The following is a 16,235-nucleotide window of genomic DNA, read 5'->3' on the forward strand; positions in this document are numbered from 1 at the left end:
ATTATCCGCGTATATCGCGAAATAAATGGACAGTAAATGCAACTTCCACCTATGTCTTTAGTTCTATTAATTTTTCACAATTCACAAGTTGTAATTACCTATAAACTCTCCATATAAATTATAGGAAATAGAGGTAGAAATAGCAAGAATTACGAGTTGTTATATCTTTTTTATTAAAAAAAGATATTTTTTTGATATTCTATTATTAAAAGACAAGTCTAACAAACAGCCGAGTAACTATTGAGAAGCCCATTCCCTTCACCCCATCCCTGTATCGTCATGATCGAATAGACATTAGACTTTTGTACGAAAAAAAAGGCGCCACCATTCATACGAGGTAGCGCATTTATTAAATACAAATCGTTCTATCAACTTCAATAGCAAAAATTTAAAACCCAGTCTCTACAAAATGCACTTCCCCAGTTTCACCATCAATATAATGGATATGCCCTTGTGTTGGGGAAGTTGGATAATCCATTGAATATACGAATTGATAACGGTTCGAGCCATATCCTTCAAGCACTAAGGTTAATTCTACATCAACTAAACGATGTGCAATCGCATTCGCTTCCTCTAACGAAATTTTCGGCTGTGTCGCACGTTTCAATTTTTCAAATGGAATATACGGAACCTTGACCGAGCAAATTTGATTCGTTGCTTGATGGACTGAAATCGATACAGCTAAAAAGTCGAATGAGCTGTCGTCTATTACATACACAAAGCGATACGTAATAATCTCTTCCGCTATATCCTCCATGCCTAGGGACGCATAAATATTCGGTATGGATTCAAAAAAGTAATGTGCATATTCGTCACCAACAATCGTTTTTAATGCGATACAGGCGCGGTCAAATGGATTTCCATCAACTTTTCGTTCGAAATCCTCATCATCTACTGTCCAAATCCTCTCGCCATCTTCTCTTTCATACCGTTCAAGCGAACAAGCTCGTCCACCTAATAGAAATACTTGTAAATTAGTTGCTTGCTCCACTATTGGCAATTCTTTAAATGCGGCACCTTTCATTTCAGGAAGATCACGTGTAAATTGCACTTTACCATCCACTTCAATCCCCATTATTTCATGATTCGATGCATAGCCGTATTGCCAATTATGCGCAGGCAGGATACTTTTTTTCATTAACAGCTGCTCGATTAACAATTGACGTGCTCGCTCCTTTGAGATGATTTTGTCCGGATATGTAATTTCAACATCATCTTGTAAAAAGCGTATTTCCTCCAGCTGCCCGCCCTTCGTAATATCCAATCTCATCCCTGTCGAATGAATCGGTAGCTGAAATCGTGGCTCCTGTAAAGTAAGTTCTATTTCAAATGAATCATCCGAATCCCATATATGGTACAGGACATAATCTTCCTTTTGAAAAATTTGCTGCACTTGCTTAATAATCGCGTGTAATTGCTCCCGAGAAATGGGATCTGTACTCAGTTCCTTATGAAAAAAAGTGATTTCACTTATTTTTTGCTCCTCCAAATAAACTTCTGCAAGCAATTTTTCAGCGGTTCCGTAAAAATAAACCGCATCCCCATCCCGTAATTCTTTTACAATGTCACTCGTAATAAATGGTTCAATCATTTTTCTCATATAATTTTTGGCGGCTAACACCACGATCCACCTCCTATTTTTCGTTGTAAATCCTTACATCAATTTAGGTATAACTTTAATATAAAATAATTCGCCTACTAACTCGACAATCGTTTGCGTTACAATTACAGCAGCGGCTAGTGTTGCCCAAGACTCAGGTAAAGCGAGTGCTAACGGAAGAACGACAAGTGAATTTCTCGTGCCCGTACTAAAAATTAACGCTCTTCCTGCTCCCGAATCTAAACGAAATGCATATGCAATAAACCGCGAAACAAACGGGGTAATAATTAAAAACAAAATATATAAAGGAATGGCAGGCAAAATGAGCTTGAAATCACTGTATACTTTCCCAATTTGTGAAGCGACGACGACCATTAAAACAATCGCCATAAATGGAACCGGCAACCATGCTGTTAAATCTAATGCCTTCTCCCCTAATGCGTTCTTTTTAGCCCAAAATTGGGTAATGACCGCTAAAATTAGTGGTGCAACGATTAATAATAAAAACGCTTCTAAAAAAGGCTTTATATGGACAACTCCCACCATCTCTTCTCCAATAAATAGCCATAAATATAATGGAAGCAATAGCATTTGCACTACAAATAAAATCGGCATGGAGGCTAGTATTAATTTCTCATTGCCCTTACCGAGTTGGGTAAAAACAATAACATAGTCAATACATGGCGTAAGTAACACAAAACAAACACCGACTAAAATAGGTGGCGAAAGCGGAAATAGTATGATTAAAACCCATACAATAATCGGCACCGCTATAAAATTCCCTATTAATAATGCTCCGATAAATCGGATATTTGAAATGGCTTCACGCAGCTTTAAAAATGGAATTTGCGTAAACATCGAATACATAAGTACCTCGATAAGTGGCGAAATGAGCCATTCTAAATTTGCGGCGAAATGTTCATTAAAACTTCCAACCATCCCCCCAAGCAAAAGGAATATAGCAAATAGCCAAATTTGATTTTTTTCTAGTTGATCCCTCGTAATTTTCATGTTGTTACTCCTCGCTTGCTAATGTGATTTTTGTTCCATTCATAATGTAATCATACACTAGTAGAAAGATATATCGTTTCATATTAAAAATTCTTACATTATTCCTATTAAAATAGTTTGAATTAAAGAGAAATGTAGTTTATAGTAAATTCAGAAAATTACCTTTGAGGAGGAGTTATGAATGACCGCTATGAGTAAATACAATGAACAGCTCTCTTATTTACAAAAGCCAAACGAAGAAGATATTCCACAAGACTTACAGGAGTTATTTGATGGATATGTCGAAAAGCAGCTTGAGCAAAACGGTTTCATCAATAACTTATTTAAAATACTTCCGCTTAATGCCGCGCAGTATAAAGGCTTTTTAGACTTTAAATATTCTTTATTTAATGAAGAAACATGCTATTTATCAACGGCGGAAAAAGAGATGATTGGACTTGTTGTATCTTCAACAAATAATTGTAACTACTGCTTAACGTCACATAGCGATATCTTGCGCGGGCTAACGAAAAATCCAGGCTGGGTCGACCAGTTAACGTATAATTACCGTTCAGCGGAATTATCCCAAAAGCAACGTGCATTATGTGATTATGCCTATCGCGTGACGCGTTACCCAAATGAAATAACAACGAACGAAGTAGATTTACTTCGAGCAGCTGGTTTTAATGACCATGAAGTGTTAGAAGCGGCGTATATAGCAGGCTTCTTCAATTATACAAATCGCTGGGTTAGTACAATTGATGCCATTGCCAACCCGGGGCATTATGGACATAATCGTTAAACGGAAAAAAAGTGGGTGCCACAATATATTGTCGCATCCACTTTTTAATTACTTATAATAACGATGATTTTTCCCGTACAAGAAACGTTTAAAAAGCAAAATTGGTAAAAGTAAAAATAACCAAAAAATAACTACGAGCCCAATGAAGCCTAAAATATAATACTGCTCTCCAAAATATTGCTCAAGCAGTACTAACGGTGTCCCTTCTGCCGGTGCGTTGAGGAACATAAAATTCGTCCCCCACCAACCATTCAAAACGTAAACTATTGGAACGGTCACACTTAAAAATAAAATCGGCTGCCATATTTTGCGTATCGATAGCTTTAATTCCTTTGAAAATAGCATTGTCACTGGATAGGCAAATAAAAGAAGATGGAAGAAAAAACTGTGAAAATGGAAATAATTAAACGCGGATACATCCGTCCAATTTGGTGTTACGAGCGACATGAATGCACCTGGCATCGTTAAACAATAGAGTAGCATATCCATATGATGTCCTTTTAAAATGGCATGTGCTAATACGATAAAAATGCCCAATCCGCAAAGATGGAGGGGTAATGAATCGTATGAGAAATCCCCCTGTATGATTAATAGGATATTTTTGATACTTTCCAACAACAAAATGACGAGCGCCCATCGTATTTTTATTTTCCTTTGTCCTGCTAAATCCGCACCGTGATATATTTTATACATCATGTAAATAACAAATACCGTTAACAACAGCCAACTTAGGTGATACCAATCGAATAATTGAAAGCCATTTTCTAATGATTGAACCGACTCTCTTAGCACACATAAACACCTCTTTTCAAGTTGAAAAGTACCATATTTTCTTTATTCTCTAGTTTATAATTTGCATGAGATTTGTGTGCATGATTGATCGCTTTATGTGAATAAGATTGCTTACTTTTTTTCAGGATACAAGCTTTGTAAAAACGAAACGGATTGACGAACCAACTCTTCTAAAACGTCTATATCAATATCATCTACTTTATTAATATACACACACGCTTTCCCCGTTGTATGTTTACCAAACTTTTCAAGAAGCGCTTCACGTGCTGGATCACCCGGTGCAAAATACAAGCTAATTTTTGCCTTCCGCGGTGAAAAACCTACAAGCGGTGCATCCCCTTCATGACCTGTTTTATACACATAATGATAGGCACCGAATCCAATAATACTCGGCCCCCACATTTTCGCTTCAAAGCCCGTTACTTCTGTGAACATTTGGATCAATCTATACGCGTCTTCCCGTTTTTTGGGACTCTCAACTTTTTCAATAAATTCAACAACACTTTCGTCTGTTTCTTTCGTTTTTTGCTCGTACATTTTCAAACACCTCATGTTATTTGTTTTTTAAAGTCATTTTACCTTTTTGAAAGACTAAGTTACAGCATTCGTCATTTCAATTCAAACACTTTAATACAATATTTTATCGCTTGAACGAGGCTCAAAATATTATTGTAATTAGCTATAATTTGAAACTATTTCACACCCTATTTCGTTAAAAGAATGATAAACTCTATTTAACAGTTAATTTTTTATATTATATTACAATAGGAAGGAGGAAGGTGTTGTAAGCTTTCAACATCCGTAATTTGACATGGCTTTTATTCGAAAGATTTTACTAGCAACCTTAGTTCTAGGTGCCATCCTCGGGATCTTGATTTTCGGCGCCGTCTACTTTATATTTACCCCATCTAACACGGCTACCCCACAACCAATCGAGGAAGGACCAGCTGTTGAAGAATTTATAGGAGAAATCGCAGAAATAGCGCGGAAGCTTGGAGCTGACAATGATTTATATGCGTCAGTTATGATTGCGCAAGCCATTCTCGAGAGCAACAGTGGACAAAGTGGACTCGCTACCGCTCCGAACTATAATCTATTTGGCATAAAGGGACAGCATCAAAATAATTCTGTATTGCTTGAAACGTTAGAAGATGATGGCGCGGGTAATATGACAACAATTCAGGCGGAATTCCGCAAGTATGCTTCTTATGAAGATTCATTGAAGGATTATGTCAACTTGCTTCGGAATGGCGTGTCTTGGAACAAGCATTATTATACGAGCGTTTTTAAAAGCAATACCACGTCTTATAAAGATGCGACCCAATTTTTAACGGGCTCCTACGCCACTGATTCCAAATACTATGAAAAATTGAATGCGTTAATTGCACAATATGACTTAGCGCAATACGACAAACCAATTCAAAATAAAAAAACGATTCAAGTAGAAGATGGCGATTCACTGCCTTTAATTGCGGAAGCGAATGAAGTTTCCGTTACTTCTATCATGCAATGGAACCAATTAAGTTCTAATTTTATAGAGGCTGGACAAACATTGACGATTTATTATTAGAAAAAGGATTTGAGTGGATGTGCTCAAATCCTTTTTGATTTTTAGCAAAACCACTAATTTTTTTACTACTTACTCGGTTCTTGCGGCGTTCGGTAAATCATTTGAACCTGTTCGTAATCATCAAGAATAACGGTTATTGGCTCTTTATTTTCCACTAATTTTTGTAGTTCTTCTGAATGGATTGTTGGACCTTCTATCTTAGTAACACTACCTAGTTTCGCTTCTCCTTTTAATTCTGTTCCCTCTATTTGAAAAGGTATAATTGCATCCTCTGGAAACGAAATGAGCGAGTTAGCATTTTGGGATATCGCCACCGTTGCATATTTCCCCTTTTTTTCTTTTGCATTTTCGACTTTAAAAATTTCAATTGTAACAGAAAAGTGGTCAGAATCTAATGTTTCATATCTTGATATTGGAAGTTTATAAGGATTAGGTGTAGGCTCCATACCTAACCGTAAAGCTTGGATAATAATAAATCCTACTATTACTATAAATGCCATACGGATGATGATTCTCTTATTAAACACTTTTTTCACGCCTTCTTTTGGCTATTAAATATGCATTATTTGTGCATCTAGTGTAACGCATATTCGATATTTTATTGATTAATCAAGCATTGCTACTTTGACTCCATTTCACTTCGGATCGCTTGTACATACTCTTTTGATTGTTTAGACATTTGAGCTATGTCGGCATCCGTAAATCCATTTTCGATTAAACTAATAATTACTTGTCTAATTCCATGTTCAATACCTTCCTTTATCCCTTCTTCTTTTCCAATTTCAATCCCCTCTTTCTTCCCCTTCGCCAATGTATCTACATATTTCGCCTCTTCATCCAACATGTACTTTAATCGAGATTGGTACGCATACATCGTTTCGGGAGTTTGACTCATGTTTTCCCACACCGTTAACGCTTCCTGCAAGTTTTCATCTTTCATCGCGAGTTCCTCCAATTCTTTATAAATATCCACATAAACTTTATTCTTTCGTGCATCAACCATGCCAAGTAGCAACAGCCAGCGCGCCAATAAATCGTTTAACGGATTTAATAAATAATCCTGCCATGCTTTTAAAAATTTATTCATTTCAATAAAGTGAATTTCTAAAACATCATTATCTTTTTCTATACGCTCTAATGTAGAATCTTCATATAAATGGTAAGTTGAATGGTAATTTTTCATGTCTTTGAATAAGGAAAACGCACAAATATTAATGGTGATCGTCGGTAATAGTGACTCATAACCATCCCCTTTTTTCATTTGGCCTTCATACAATTTCGCCCAGTAGTACATTGTTCGTTTAAACATATTGTATTTGTTTGCGAGCTGCATCTCAATATTAATTCGTTCACCCGACTGCGTAATAACGACAATATCGAGACGCGATTGCTTATCCTCTTCATATTCTCCACCGAGTTCTTGGTTAATGAAAAGCACTTCCTTTACGATGTCGCGACCTGTTTTCTGCAAAATCGCATTTAAAAAGACAATTGTAATCTTATTATTTTGTTCATTTCCAAATAATTGTTTGAACGAATAATCAATTTTCAGGTCAATAAACTTGTCTAAAGGGATACGTTTTAATGCTTTTTTGTTAATAGCATTTCACCTCTTGTAGTTGATTTGATTATAGCATGATTGGGAATTGGTGCGTGCATCATTGGGGGTATAATAGTGGTGTTTAGTAGCATGAAGCAAGCGGTTTTGTCAGATTGATTTGTGAGGTTTATTCCTATGAGCATAGTTAATTTAAAGTGGATAATCAATACTCGTTCGGAGCTATAGTAACAGGCAAATCGACTATTTGAATTGCAAATATAAAGAAAAAATCATATTCCATGGAAATCTCTTTACAAAATTGTTTTCTTGAATCCAAACAAAAAAGCTCCTCACAGCCAGTTAGCCATGAAGAACTCTTTTCATATAGTTATTACACCGTTACCTTCACTTCAACTTTTTGCGGTTGAATTTGTGCGACGACAATGCTATTAATCACATTAATATAAGCGAGTGCAGAGGCTTTTAAAATATCCGTATCAGCAGCTTTTGCGATATACTTTTCGCCCTCATGCTCTACAGTGATTTTCACTTTACCAAGCGCCTCTTGACCACGAGAAACCGAGCTAATATTATATTCAATCAGCTTCACTTCAATGCCTGTAGTATCAGCAATGGCCGAATACAATGCATCAATTGGGCCTGATCCGACCGCGCTTGATTTATAAATCTCCTCACCACGTTGGATTTTTACACTTGCAGATGGGAATGTTGCATTCGAAACAACTTGTAAATCAACAAGTTCAAAAAATTGATTCGAATAGCTTTCCTTATTTGGATTATTTTTCTCTGCCTTTTCATAATAATTCTCAACAATTACATATAAATCGTGATTGTACACTTCTTTTTTCGAGTCAGCTAATTTTAAGAAACCTTCAAAGATGCCTTCAAATTCTTCATCTGCAAAGTCTTTAAAACCAAGTTTTGATAACGAATCTTTAACGGCATGTCGACCAGAACGCGCCGTTAGCACAAGTTCCATATCATCTAGACCGACATCTTCTGGATGCACAATTTCATACGCATCACGTGATTTTAAAAGACCATCTTGGTGAATACCCGAAGAATGGGCAAACGCATTATCTCCTGTGATTGCTTTATTCACCTGCACATCTAGCCCCATAAAACTAGAAACGAGACGTGATGTATTCATAATTTCCTTCGTATTAATATCCGTAAAGACATCATAAATATCACCACGTGTTTTCAGTGCCATCACGACTTCTTCTAGCGCCGCATTCCCTGCACGTTCGCCGATACCGTTAACCGTACATTCCACTTTGTCCGCACCATTTTTAATCGCAGCCAGTGTATTCGCTGTTGCCATCCCTAAGTCATTATGGCAATGCACCGATAGTAATACCGAATCATCTAAATTTTTCATGCGGTCATTCAGCCTGTAAATTAGCTCGCCCCATTGCTCTGGCTCTGCAAACCCAACCGTATCAGGCACGTTAATCATTGTCGCGCCCGCTTTCATGACGGCTTCAATTGTCTTCCAAAGGTATTCAAAGTCAGAGCGTGATGCATCCTCCGTTGAATATTGTACTTGTGGTAGTAGTGTTTTCGCATATTTCACAGCATCTACACCAATTTGTAAAATTTGGTCCTTAGACTTGCTAAATTTCTTTTCAACATGAATATCCGAAGTACCAAGCACCATATGAATCATTGGATTTTCAGCATATTTGACTGCGTTATAGACCGAATCAATATCCTCTTTTACCGCACGTGCTAAAGCGGTAATCATGATGTCCGATGTATTACCAACCTTTTGTGCCACTGCTTTTACTGCATCAAAATCACCTTGTGAAGAAGCAGGGAATCCAGCTTCAATGATATTGACACCAAGCTTTTTGAGTTGTTGAGCAATCTCTACTTTTTCATATAAATTTAATTTCGCACCTGGCACTTGCTCGCCATCACGTAACGTTGTATCAAATACCCAAATTTTTCTACTCATTTTCCAAAACCCCTTTTCCAGTTCATTTTGATTTACTAGTGGAAGCTTCCTGTGAAGGAATAGTCTTCATTATTGAATCGCGAGGAATTTTTTATTTAGCAAGTGCTAGAAACACAGGCTGAATAAATATAAAAACCTCGCCTCCACGGATGATTAAATCCGATAGAGACGAGGTTTGCTCGCGTTACCACTCTAATTGAACGGCCATTGCTGAAATCCGTTCCCCTTTACGACAGCATACACTGTCTTGCCCTTTAACGGTGGCTTCCGACTTCCCTACTTAAAGTTCAGGTTGTAGCTCATGGACGAGTTCGAAATTGTATGTACCAGTTCACACCACCCACTGGCTCTCTAAAAGCATACGGCATTTCTACTATTTCCAATCAAGGCTTGTTTTGTTGTCTTGAAAGCAAGTTTAAAGTGTTCGAGAAAAGAAGTCAATAGTTTTCTGAAAATTAAATTTTTATACCGTGTTTTCCTCCATTTTTATAAAATACATAATGCTAGTTAGCTCATTTCATCATACAATAGAGTTACATAGAGGAGGAATGCATATATGGATGGTAAACTACTAACATCTTCTTTAGTCCATTTAAAAGGACAAGAGTTACGAATGATTTATTCGCTGCTCTTTAAAACAAACATCGTTAGCTTAATTAGCGCGAAAACAAAAGATTTATTCAATAAGGATGTCGATCATTTTAATGCATCACTCGAAAAAGAAATCGAAAAGCTCGACCATATTTCGGATGAAGCGCTGCAAATTGACTTATTTTTAAAGCTTACTGAAATCTATGAACTAAAAGGCACCCATTATGATACTGCACTTGAAATTGAACAAAAATGTGCAGAAGTTATTCAAAGTGCCCATGAAGAAATGCTCAAGGATGAAAAAGAATATAAGGAATTTGTACATAGTGCCGATGATAAATCCGCACTTCAATTCATGATTCATTATCAAATGCAAAAGGTATTTTCAACGTTTGATGGGAAATTTAAAGAATTCAATGAAAAAGAACGCAATGATTTCACTGAAAAGATCCATCAATTTTTAATGGAATTACCTGCTGAAAAACAGGCTCAACTGAAAGAAAAACTTAATATTGATGACTTAACAAATGACACGGTCCGACAAATTATGCTGACACAAGGTTCTGTTATCGTTCTCTCCATCATCGTGGAGGTCGCAGGTTTTGCTGCATATACAACGTTAACGACCGCGATTGCAACGTCGATGGCCATTATTGGCGTGACACTTCCATTTGGTGTATATACATTTGCAACGACACTTTTATCATTAATCGTTAATCCATTTGTCCTTATCCCTCTTGCATTAGGTGGTGGCGGCTGGTTATTAACCCGTCAAAATAAACATTTACGCAAAAAATTAGTACCGGTTGTCCTATTACAAATGACTTTGCCACTAATTGTTGGAGTTGGTCATGAGGAGGAGGAACAACAAAATCTTCAGGCGTTTATTTCTCGCTGGCAGCATCAACGGGAGAAACAAATTGAGCTCAATACGCAGCAGCACAAACTTTTAAAAGAAATTGCATTTAATGAAAAAAATGCTCGAGCATTAGAGAAAAAATCGAGTGAAATTTCTAAGGACATTGCCAATTTAATCGATGAAATGGAGCATCTTCACCGCTCATTCAAACAAATGATTTATAGCATTCAACCTGAGGAACAATCCGCGCTTTACACAAGCTTATTAGAAATATCGGCGAGTAAAAAGGAGCATATCGCATCATTAGAAGTCCAAATGATGAGCAATTCTAAGCATTCTGGCTTTTGGAATACGTTAACTTCGGCTTTTGATAAAAATTCTTTAAAAAACGAAATCCGTGCCATAGAAAAAGAGGTCGAGCAAACGGAAAACCAGCTCGTAGCTGAATTCCTAGCAATGAATTGCCCGATTTTACAACAGGAGCAACAGCGGTACGCAGCTATTCAAGAAAGCATGAGTGAACTAAATAACGAGCGTTCAGACTATTCGAAATCAAGTATTGCGATGCGCCAAGACATAGCTAAACTTGAAGAGGAATTACACGACGTGAAAAAAGAATTAAAGGAACATCAAAAACGTTTTTACGGCTTGAAGGATATTTTGTAGAAAATAAGTACAAAGAACCCCACTACGTTGACTAAGGTTCACGTAGTAGGGTTTTACGGTTAACCACCTAGTCCACAATTGGTAAAAGAAGATGAACTATAGTATTATTAAAAAATACTTAATTACATAAAAGTGAGGTACGCTATGGAATCGAAAAGACTATCGCTACACCGCGCACTATCTGAGTTAAAAATGCTAAACGAACGCATAGACGCTGCTACAAAAAATGTTGTACTCATCCGTGCTAATCGTAAAAGTAACGAAAAGATCGACGGGATGCCCATTGAAGAGTTCAAAAAGGAGATGCAAGGCTCTTATGATAAAGTAATCAGCCTCATCTCGTATCGTAACCGCTTAAAGGCCCTCGTTGTTGCATCGAATGCGCAAACAAACGTACAAATCGGCACAGTAACAATGACAGTAGCTGAGGCAATCGAACGTAAGCAATCCATTCAATTTGAAAAGGACGTTGTCGAAAAATTACGCAGACAATACCAACGTGCCATTACACAAGTGACTGAAGCTAACGAGGCACTACCTGAAAAACTTGAAACGTATTTAGTTAATATCCTAGGCAATAAGGACAAGCAATCACCTGATGAAGTCCAATTACATACCGAAACATTCATGAAGCGTAATGAATACGAGCTGATTGATCCAATGCAAGTAAAAAAAATTATCGATATGTTAACTGCGCAGATTGAAGAATTTGAGTCTGAAGTTGATGCAGTATTATCCGAATCAAACGCAACAACGTTTATTGAACTATAGTTTATTTGCATAGCCTAGCGAAAACAGCAAACGTAACGTCGCTCGCGTTTCGTGGCTTTCCCGCGAGTTAAAACATTGAAACAAGCCACAAACCTACAAAACTAAACAATTATAAGTTGTAAACAGATAGAAAAGTTCAACGCTCAACACTTAAATATAAACGTTCAACGATCAAAGTTCTTCTTCTATTAAAGTACAACGTTTAAACTTTAACGATCTTTCAAATCCTAGAGTTTGGTTCAGGTAGGACATTACATGACCGGCTGTGGTCCCACTAGGCAGCTCGTGCTGTGCAAAACGATATGAAAAGATGCCCTCAAATCATTTGAGGGCATCTTTTTACTTGTATTTACTGTATTAATATTGTATTCATTAGTAATTTATTTTACCACCCGTTTGTGGATCATATTGATAGTACATCGAATGTGTTTCCGCCACTTCTTCTAGGATGAGTTTTTCGCCCTTCCAAAATACAGTATTGACATTCGTAAAGTGTGTTTGCTTTCCTTTTTCTATATCAATTAGCAACAATTTCGGATCTAAATCATCTATATAATAGTCGGCAGTTAAATAGCGTCCAGTCGCGTCCAGTGCCACTTTATACATAACTCCCCCTTCAAGGTTTGCTAACAGATTGAAAGTTTTTGTTTCACGATTGAAAGAAAGTAAGGTTACGTTACTCGGTTCATCCATTCCCTGCAAACTAAAGATTAAGTTCTTTTCATCATGTGTACGTAGTAAGGAACTGAAACGAATATTGTCCGTTTGAATATATGATTGGGGAATGTCTTGTAAAGAGAAAAGTACCTCCCCTTTGCCATCCTTCACCAATTCAATTTCATTTTTTTCATTTGACAATAGTTCTGTGACAGACAGCTCATTCACTGTTTCAATCACATATCGCTCATTTTCCTTCATAACAGTAAAGTCATACGTGGACACTTTGTAATAAGCAAGAGCTGTGTCTGTCCAATACACTTCCGCTTTTACTGAAGTAGAGTGCTCATTTTTTATCGTCTCCAATATTTGAAAGCCAATTTGTTTAGGATTCGAATACGTTAAAAATTCTGGAGGGTCTTTGAGTAAGCTTTTTGCAAAGTCATCATCCCGCACCATTAATGCTTGTAAATAACTTTCCACCGTTTCAATCTCCGTACTCGATTGTTCACTCAATTCGATTTTCATAATTTTTGCAAGTCCGTTTTCACCATTATTTCTCTTTTTCAAAACATACAATGTACGCCCATCCTTACCCCAAATCGGAAATTGATAATGATACATCCCTTTATCCAAAGGCTCAAAACGTGGGGGCGGATTAGTCGTGACCTTGTTTTTTGTTTCCAAATCCATATCTGAAATCCATACATCTTCAACCCCCGAATGCACTTTCACATACGAAATATAATTTCCATCTTTGTTAACTGATGGATTCTTCCCATGATCCACAATGCTTTCTTTTCCACTCTTTACATTATAAATAATAATTTCTCCATGGCGCTCGAAGACCAATTTTTGTTCCTTCTCCACATAAGAGACCATTTCTCCACTTACAATGAAAGTCTCTTCCTTTGTTTGCACATTTACTTCTACAATTTGTTTTTCCTTACCCGTTACTTTTGTTAAATATATGTGGTCTTTATCCTTCCATTCCGGATAAATATAACTAGAATCTGAATTACTATCTAGCACTTTTTCCGATTTTGCAGTTTTCACATCTAGCAAAAACACATCTCCATTATGCGTATAAAGAAGCTTATCCACCTTAGACAAACGACTAAAACTATCTGCTACATCCTCTAAAACTTGTTTCAATTCATTCTCATAAACAAAAATACCTCTGCCTTCTAATGAAAGATACAAACGTCCATCATGGTACGTATAGGCGGTTATTTCCCCACTTCCAATATCAAGAAACGAAATGGCATTCGTAATTTTTAACGAACTTGCCTTCACGTATGGTAGTTGTTCATTCGGCAATACAAAAGCTAAAAACAAAATAGCTGCCGCAATTAAAGGTATCCAAGCATGCTTCCATTTTCTCTTCTTGCTACTCTTCACAAAATTTTTACGCAATTGTTTTTTTAAATCCGTGTCGACTTCAATCTCATCTCTTAACCTGTAAAGTGTTTTCTCTATTTTTTCATTTTCCATCACAATCCCCCCAAACACTTCTTCACTAAAACACCTAATTTTCTTGTAATACGATTTGACTTTACACGAAGCGACCCTTCCTCTTTATTCAAAATGACCGCCATGTCTTTAAATTTCAAATCTGCAAAATAGCGTAACTCCGTAATTTCTAAATCGGCTTCTGTTAAATGCCGTAAACTTTTTTGTAAACATTCCTGCTCCGTCTTCCCTTCAAACGGATCTTCAAATGGAAGCGGGCTCAAATACTGTTCGAATTCATCTCCCAATAGCACACTTTTATTTTTCCGATAGTAATCAATGACCGTATTCCGCGCGATCGTAAACAGCCATGCTTTATCATTCGGATGCCCCTCCACCATAGAAAACTTCTCAAATGCCTTCCGAAACACCTCACTCACCAAATCTTCCGTTTCCCATTTATTACTCGTCTTTACATACACATAACGATAAATGTCATCAAAATAAGCATCATACAAATCAACAAACTTCACATCCAATTCACTTCCCCCATTTAATCTTTCCAATTGTATAAACGATTCATTTCGTAAAACGTAACATTCTATTAATATTTTTTAAGTTATTCTTCTGCTATAATTACTATGTAATTTTACAATATAAATTGGAGGACAAAAATTGAAAAAAGGATTTGCGATATTTTCATTATTTTTAGTCATGATTTTAAGTGCATGTAGTTCTCTTTCAAACGATCAATTAATAAAGGATTATGTAAAAGATACACATGGCATTGATATTGTCATTAAAAATTCATATAAAAATGAGTTAGAATTAGGTGAAGATTCATACGTTGTCGCTCCTGTTGACCATCAAGAAATGGAGTTTTCGGTTATAGTGGAGTCATTTATAACGGAAGATGAACCTAAACTTAATTACAAAGGGAAGCATTTAATCAGAGACAATTATTCAACTGCAATAGCAGCAGATACGGAACTGCATAAATTAGATAATGTTATACCAGATATCAAAAAACTTGGATTTAGCGAATCCTTCGATAATGAAAATAGAGTGTTTTTTGGAGAAGAAGGAAAGGAAATTTGGGGTCTCTTATATTCCAACCTTCCTATGGAAATAAAAAATTTTGAAGAAAAAGATTTAGACCACCTATTCGAATTATATAAATTAATAAAACAAAGCGGGGCGTTATTTGACAAGGTTATTGTCTCAGATATGAGAGAAAATCATGAAAGAGGATCCTTTGTATTCGAAATAAAGGCATTGAAGGATGTCAATACAAAAGAAGAATTTTTGCTTAAAATGAAAAAAACAAACGCAAACATCGCAAGTTTTTATCAAAATAAAAAATGGGCATCTGAAAAAAAGAAAATTGAAAACGATCGATTCACTTTTGATTCCGAATATGATGATTATTGGTTTAATTGTAGGGAAGTTAACGCAAATGGGGAATGTACGAATATTTTTGTAACGATCTATTTTAAAGATAACACCTTAACTAAATCAAATAACTTTCTCGAACAAGATTTGAACTCTATTTTCAATTTATTCGAAAAGACGATTACGCCAAAAGCTTCGATCGAATATAATTTTATAGAAGTGAGTTCAGATGACGGTATTAGATTTCAAGAAGGTGAAATTAAAAAATATTCATCCACTTTAGATTTTATCAACAATAATTTTAAATAAAAAGAAGCATTCTGCATGATTATGAACTGACCCTCAAATAGATCCACTATTTCAGGGTTCAGTTCAAAAATAATTATCGTAGATTCTTATCTATTGATTTCAGTTTTAGTTTTAAAAAAAATTTGTTCATTTTATACTTGTGTTGTCCTACTATCTTAGTGGTAATGTAGTTAAAAAAACATAGGTATAAAATCAACATAGTTACTACTTCTATAAATAAAAATTTCATATTAACTATACCTCTCGTATCCATATCCCACTAA

Annotated in this window: 14 protein-coding genes and 1 other annotated feature; of the genes, 5 read left to right on the forward strand and 9 right to left on the reverse strand. The window is 36.1% G+C overall.

The features are described 5' to 3' along the window. Positions 1-388: 388 nt before the first annotated feature. Both MHI10_RS11365 and MHI10_RS11370 read right to left on the reverse strand, forming a co-directional pair. A complete protein-coding gene (locus MHI10_RS11365) occupies positions 389-1,621 on the reverse strand; it encodes a hypothetical protein (RefSeq protein ID WP_340785523.1) in 1,233 nt (410 codons plus the stop codon). Between the two features lie 33 nt (positions 1,622-1,654). Next, positions 1,655-2,611 (reverse strand): arsenic resistance protein, encoded by a 957-nt coding sequence (locus MHI10_RS11370; protein WP_340785524.1) that lies wholly within the window; start codon positions 2,609-2,611, stop codon positions 1,655-1,657. A gap of 181 nt (positions 2,612-2,792) precedes the next feature. Here MHI10_RS11370 and MHI10_RS11375 point away from each other — a divergent pair, with 181 nt between their 5' ends. Next, on the forward strand, positions 2,793-3,392 hold the full coding sequence (locus tag MHI10_RS11375; protein WP_340785525.1) for a peroxidase-related enzyme: 600 nt from the start codon (positions 2,793-2,795) through the stop codon (positions 3,390-3,392). Positions 3,393-3,440: 48 nt separating this feature from the next. Here MHI10_RS11375 and MHI10_RS11380 read toward each other — a convergent pair whose 3' ends face one another. Further along, positions 3,441-4,184: a YwaF family protein gene (locus MHI10_RS11380; RefSeq protein WP_340785526.1), complete on the reverse strand. Its 744-nt coding sequence runs from the start codon at positions 4,182-4,184 to the stop codon at positions 3,441-3,443. A 111-nt stretch (positions 4,185-4,295) separates the two neighbouring features. Further along, positions 4,296-4,721: a DUF1801 domain-containing protein gene (locus tag MHI10_RS11385; protein ID WP_340785528.1), complete on the reverse strand. Its 426-nt coding sequence runs from the start codon at positions 4,719-4,721 to the stop codon at positions 4,296-4,298. A 274-nt stretch (positions 4,722-4,995) separates the two neighbouring features. Between MHI10_RS11385 and MHI10_RS11390 the strand changes: the two genes are divergently transcribed. Then, entirely contained in the window at positions 4,996-5,754 is a 759-nt protein-coding gene (locus MHI10_RS11390) for a glucosaminidase domain-containing protein (RefSeq protein ID WP_340785529.1), read from the forward strand. Between the two features lie 65 nt (positions 5,755-5,819). Here the strand turns inward: MHI10_RS11390 and MHI10_RS11395 are convergent, their stop codons facing one another. From MHI10_RS11395 to MHI10_RS11405, 3 genes are all read right to left on the reverse strand, one after another. Continuing rightward, a complete protein-coding gene (locus MHI10_RS11395) occupies positions 5,820-6,281 on the reverse strand; it encodes a hypothetical protein (RefSeq protein ID WP_340785531.1) in 462 nt (153 codons plus the stop codon). A 92-nt stretch (positions 6,282-6,373) separates the two neighbouring features. Next, a complete protein-coding gene (locus tag MHI10_RS11400; RefSeq protein WP_340789213.1) occupies positions 6,374-7,354 on the reverse strand; it encodes an Rpn family recombination-promoting nuclease/putative transposase in 981 nt (326 codons plus the stop codon). Between the two features lie 331 nt (positions 7,355-7,685). Then, positions 7,686-9,275 carry a 2-isopropylmalate synthase gene (locus MHI10_RS11405; protein WP_340785532.1) on the reverse strand — a complete coding sequence of 530 codons (1,590 nt, stop codon included), beginning with the start codon at positions 9,273-9,275 and terminating at the stop codon, positions 7,686-7,688. Between the two features lie 161 nt (positions 9,276-9,436). Next, positions 9,437-9,671 (reverse strand) — a binding site (T-box leader). Positions 9,672-9,831: 160 nt separating this feature from the next. Between MHI10_RS11405 and MHI10_RS11410 the strand changes: the two genes are divergently transcribed. Both MHI10_RS11410 and MHI10_RS11415 read left to right on the forward strand, forming a co-directional pair. Further along, positions 9,832-11,391: a hypothetical protein gene (locus MHI10_RS11410; protein ID WP_340785533.1), complete on the forward strand. Its 1,560-nt coding sequence runs from the start codon at positions 9,832-9,834 to the stop codon at positions 11,389-11,391. 144 nt (positions 11,392-11,535) lie between these two features. After that, positions 11,536-12,162: a hypothetical protein gene (locus tag MHI10_RS11415; RefSeq protein ID WP_340785535.1), complete on the forward strand. Its 627-nt coding sequence runs from the start codon at positions 11,536-11,538 to the stop codon at positions 12,160-12,162. Between the two features lie 372 nt (positions 12,163-12,534). Here the strand turns inward: MHI10_RS11415 and MHI10_RS11420 are convergent, their stop codons facing one another. Both MHI10_RS11420 and MHI10_RS11425 read right to left on the reverse strand, forming a co-directional pair. Then, complete coding sequence (locus tag MHI10_RS11420) at positions 12,535-14,313, reverse strand: hypothetical protein (protein WP_340785537.1); 1,779 nt, start codon at positions 14,311-14,313, stop codon at positions 12,535-12,537. Then, the gene (locus tag MHI10_RS11425; RefSeq protein WP_340789214.1) at positions 14,313-14,804 is read right to left on the reverse strand and encodes an RNA polymerase sigma factor; all 492 of its coding nucleotides are present in this window, start codon (positions 14,802-14,804) and stop codon (positions 14,313-14,315) included. Before MHI10_RS11425 ends, MHI10_RS11420 begins: the two co-directional genes overlap by 1 nt. Before the next feature lie 142 nt (positions 14,805-14,946). Here MHI10_RS11425 and MHI10_RS11430 point away from each other — a divergent pair, with 142 nt between their 5' ends. Further along, positions 14,947-15,972 carry a hypothetical protein gene (locus MHI10_RS11430; RefSeq protein ID WP_340785539.1) on the forward strand — a complete coding sequence of 342 codons (1,026 nt, stop codon included), beginning with the start codon at positions 14,947-14,949 and terminating at the stop codon, positions 15,970-15,972. The last annotated feature ends 263 nt before the right edge of the window (positions 15,973-16,235 follow it).

Origin of the sequence: Solibacillus sp. FSL K6-1523, assembly GCF_038005225.1 — a bacterium.
GTDB lineage: Bacteria > Bacillota > Bacilli > Bacillales_A > Planococcaceae > Solibacillus.

Bases quoted from the DNA above. Each gene is read 5' to 3' on its own strand.
- MHI10_RS11370 (WP_340785524.1), bottom strand. From the start codon at position 2,611: ATGAAAATTACGAGGGATCAACTAGAAAAAAATCAAATTTGGCTATTT.
- MHI10_RS11375 (WP_340785525.1), top strand. From the start codon at position 2,793: ATGACCGCTATGAGTAAATACAATGAACAGCTCTCTTATTTACAAAAG.
- MHI10_RS11385 (WP_340785528.1), bottom strand. From the start codon at position 4,721: ATGTACGAGCAAAAAACGAAAGAAACAGACGAAAGTGTTGTTGAATTT.
- MHI10_RS11390 (WP_340785529.1), top strand. From the start codon at position 4,996: ATGGCTTTTATTCGAAAGATTTTACTAGCAACCTTAGTTCTAGGTGCC.
- MHI10_RS11405 (WP_340785532.1), bottom strand. From the start codon at position 9,275: ATGAGTAGAAAAATTTGGGTATTTGATACAACGTTACGTGATGGCGAG.
- MHI10_RS11410 (WP_340785533.1), top strand. From the start codon at position 9,832: ATGGATGGTAAACTACTAACATCTTCTTTAGTCCATTTAAAAGGACAA.
- MHI10_RS11415 (WP_340785535.1), top strand. From the start codon at position 11,536: ATGGAATCGAAAAGACTATCGCTACACCGCGCACTATCTGAGTTAAAA.
- MHI10_RS11420 (WP_340785537.1), bottom strand. From the start codon at position 14,313: ATGGAAAATGAAAAAATAGAGAAAACACTTTACAGGTTAAGAGATGAG.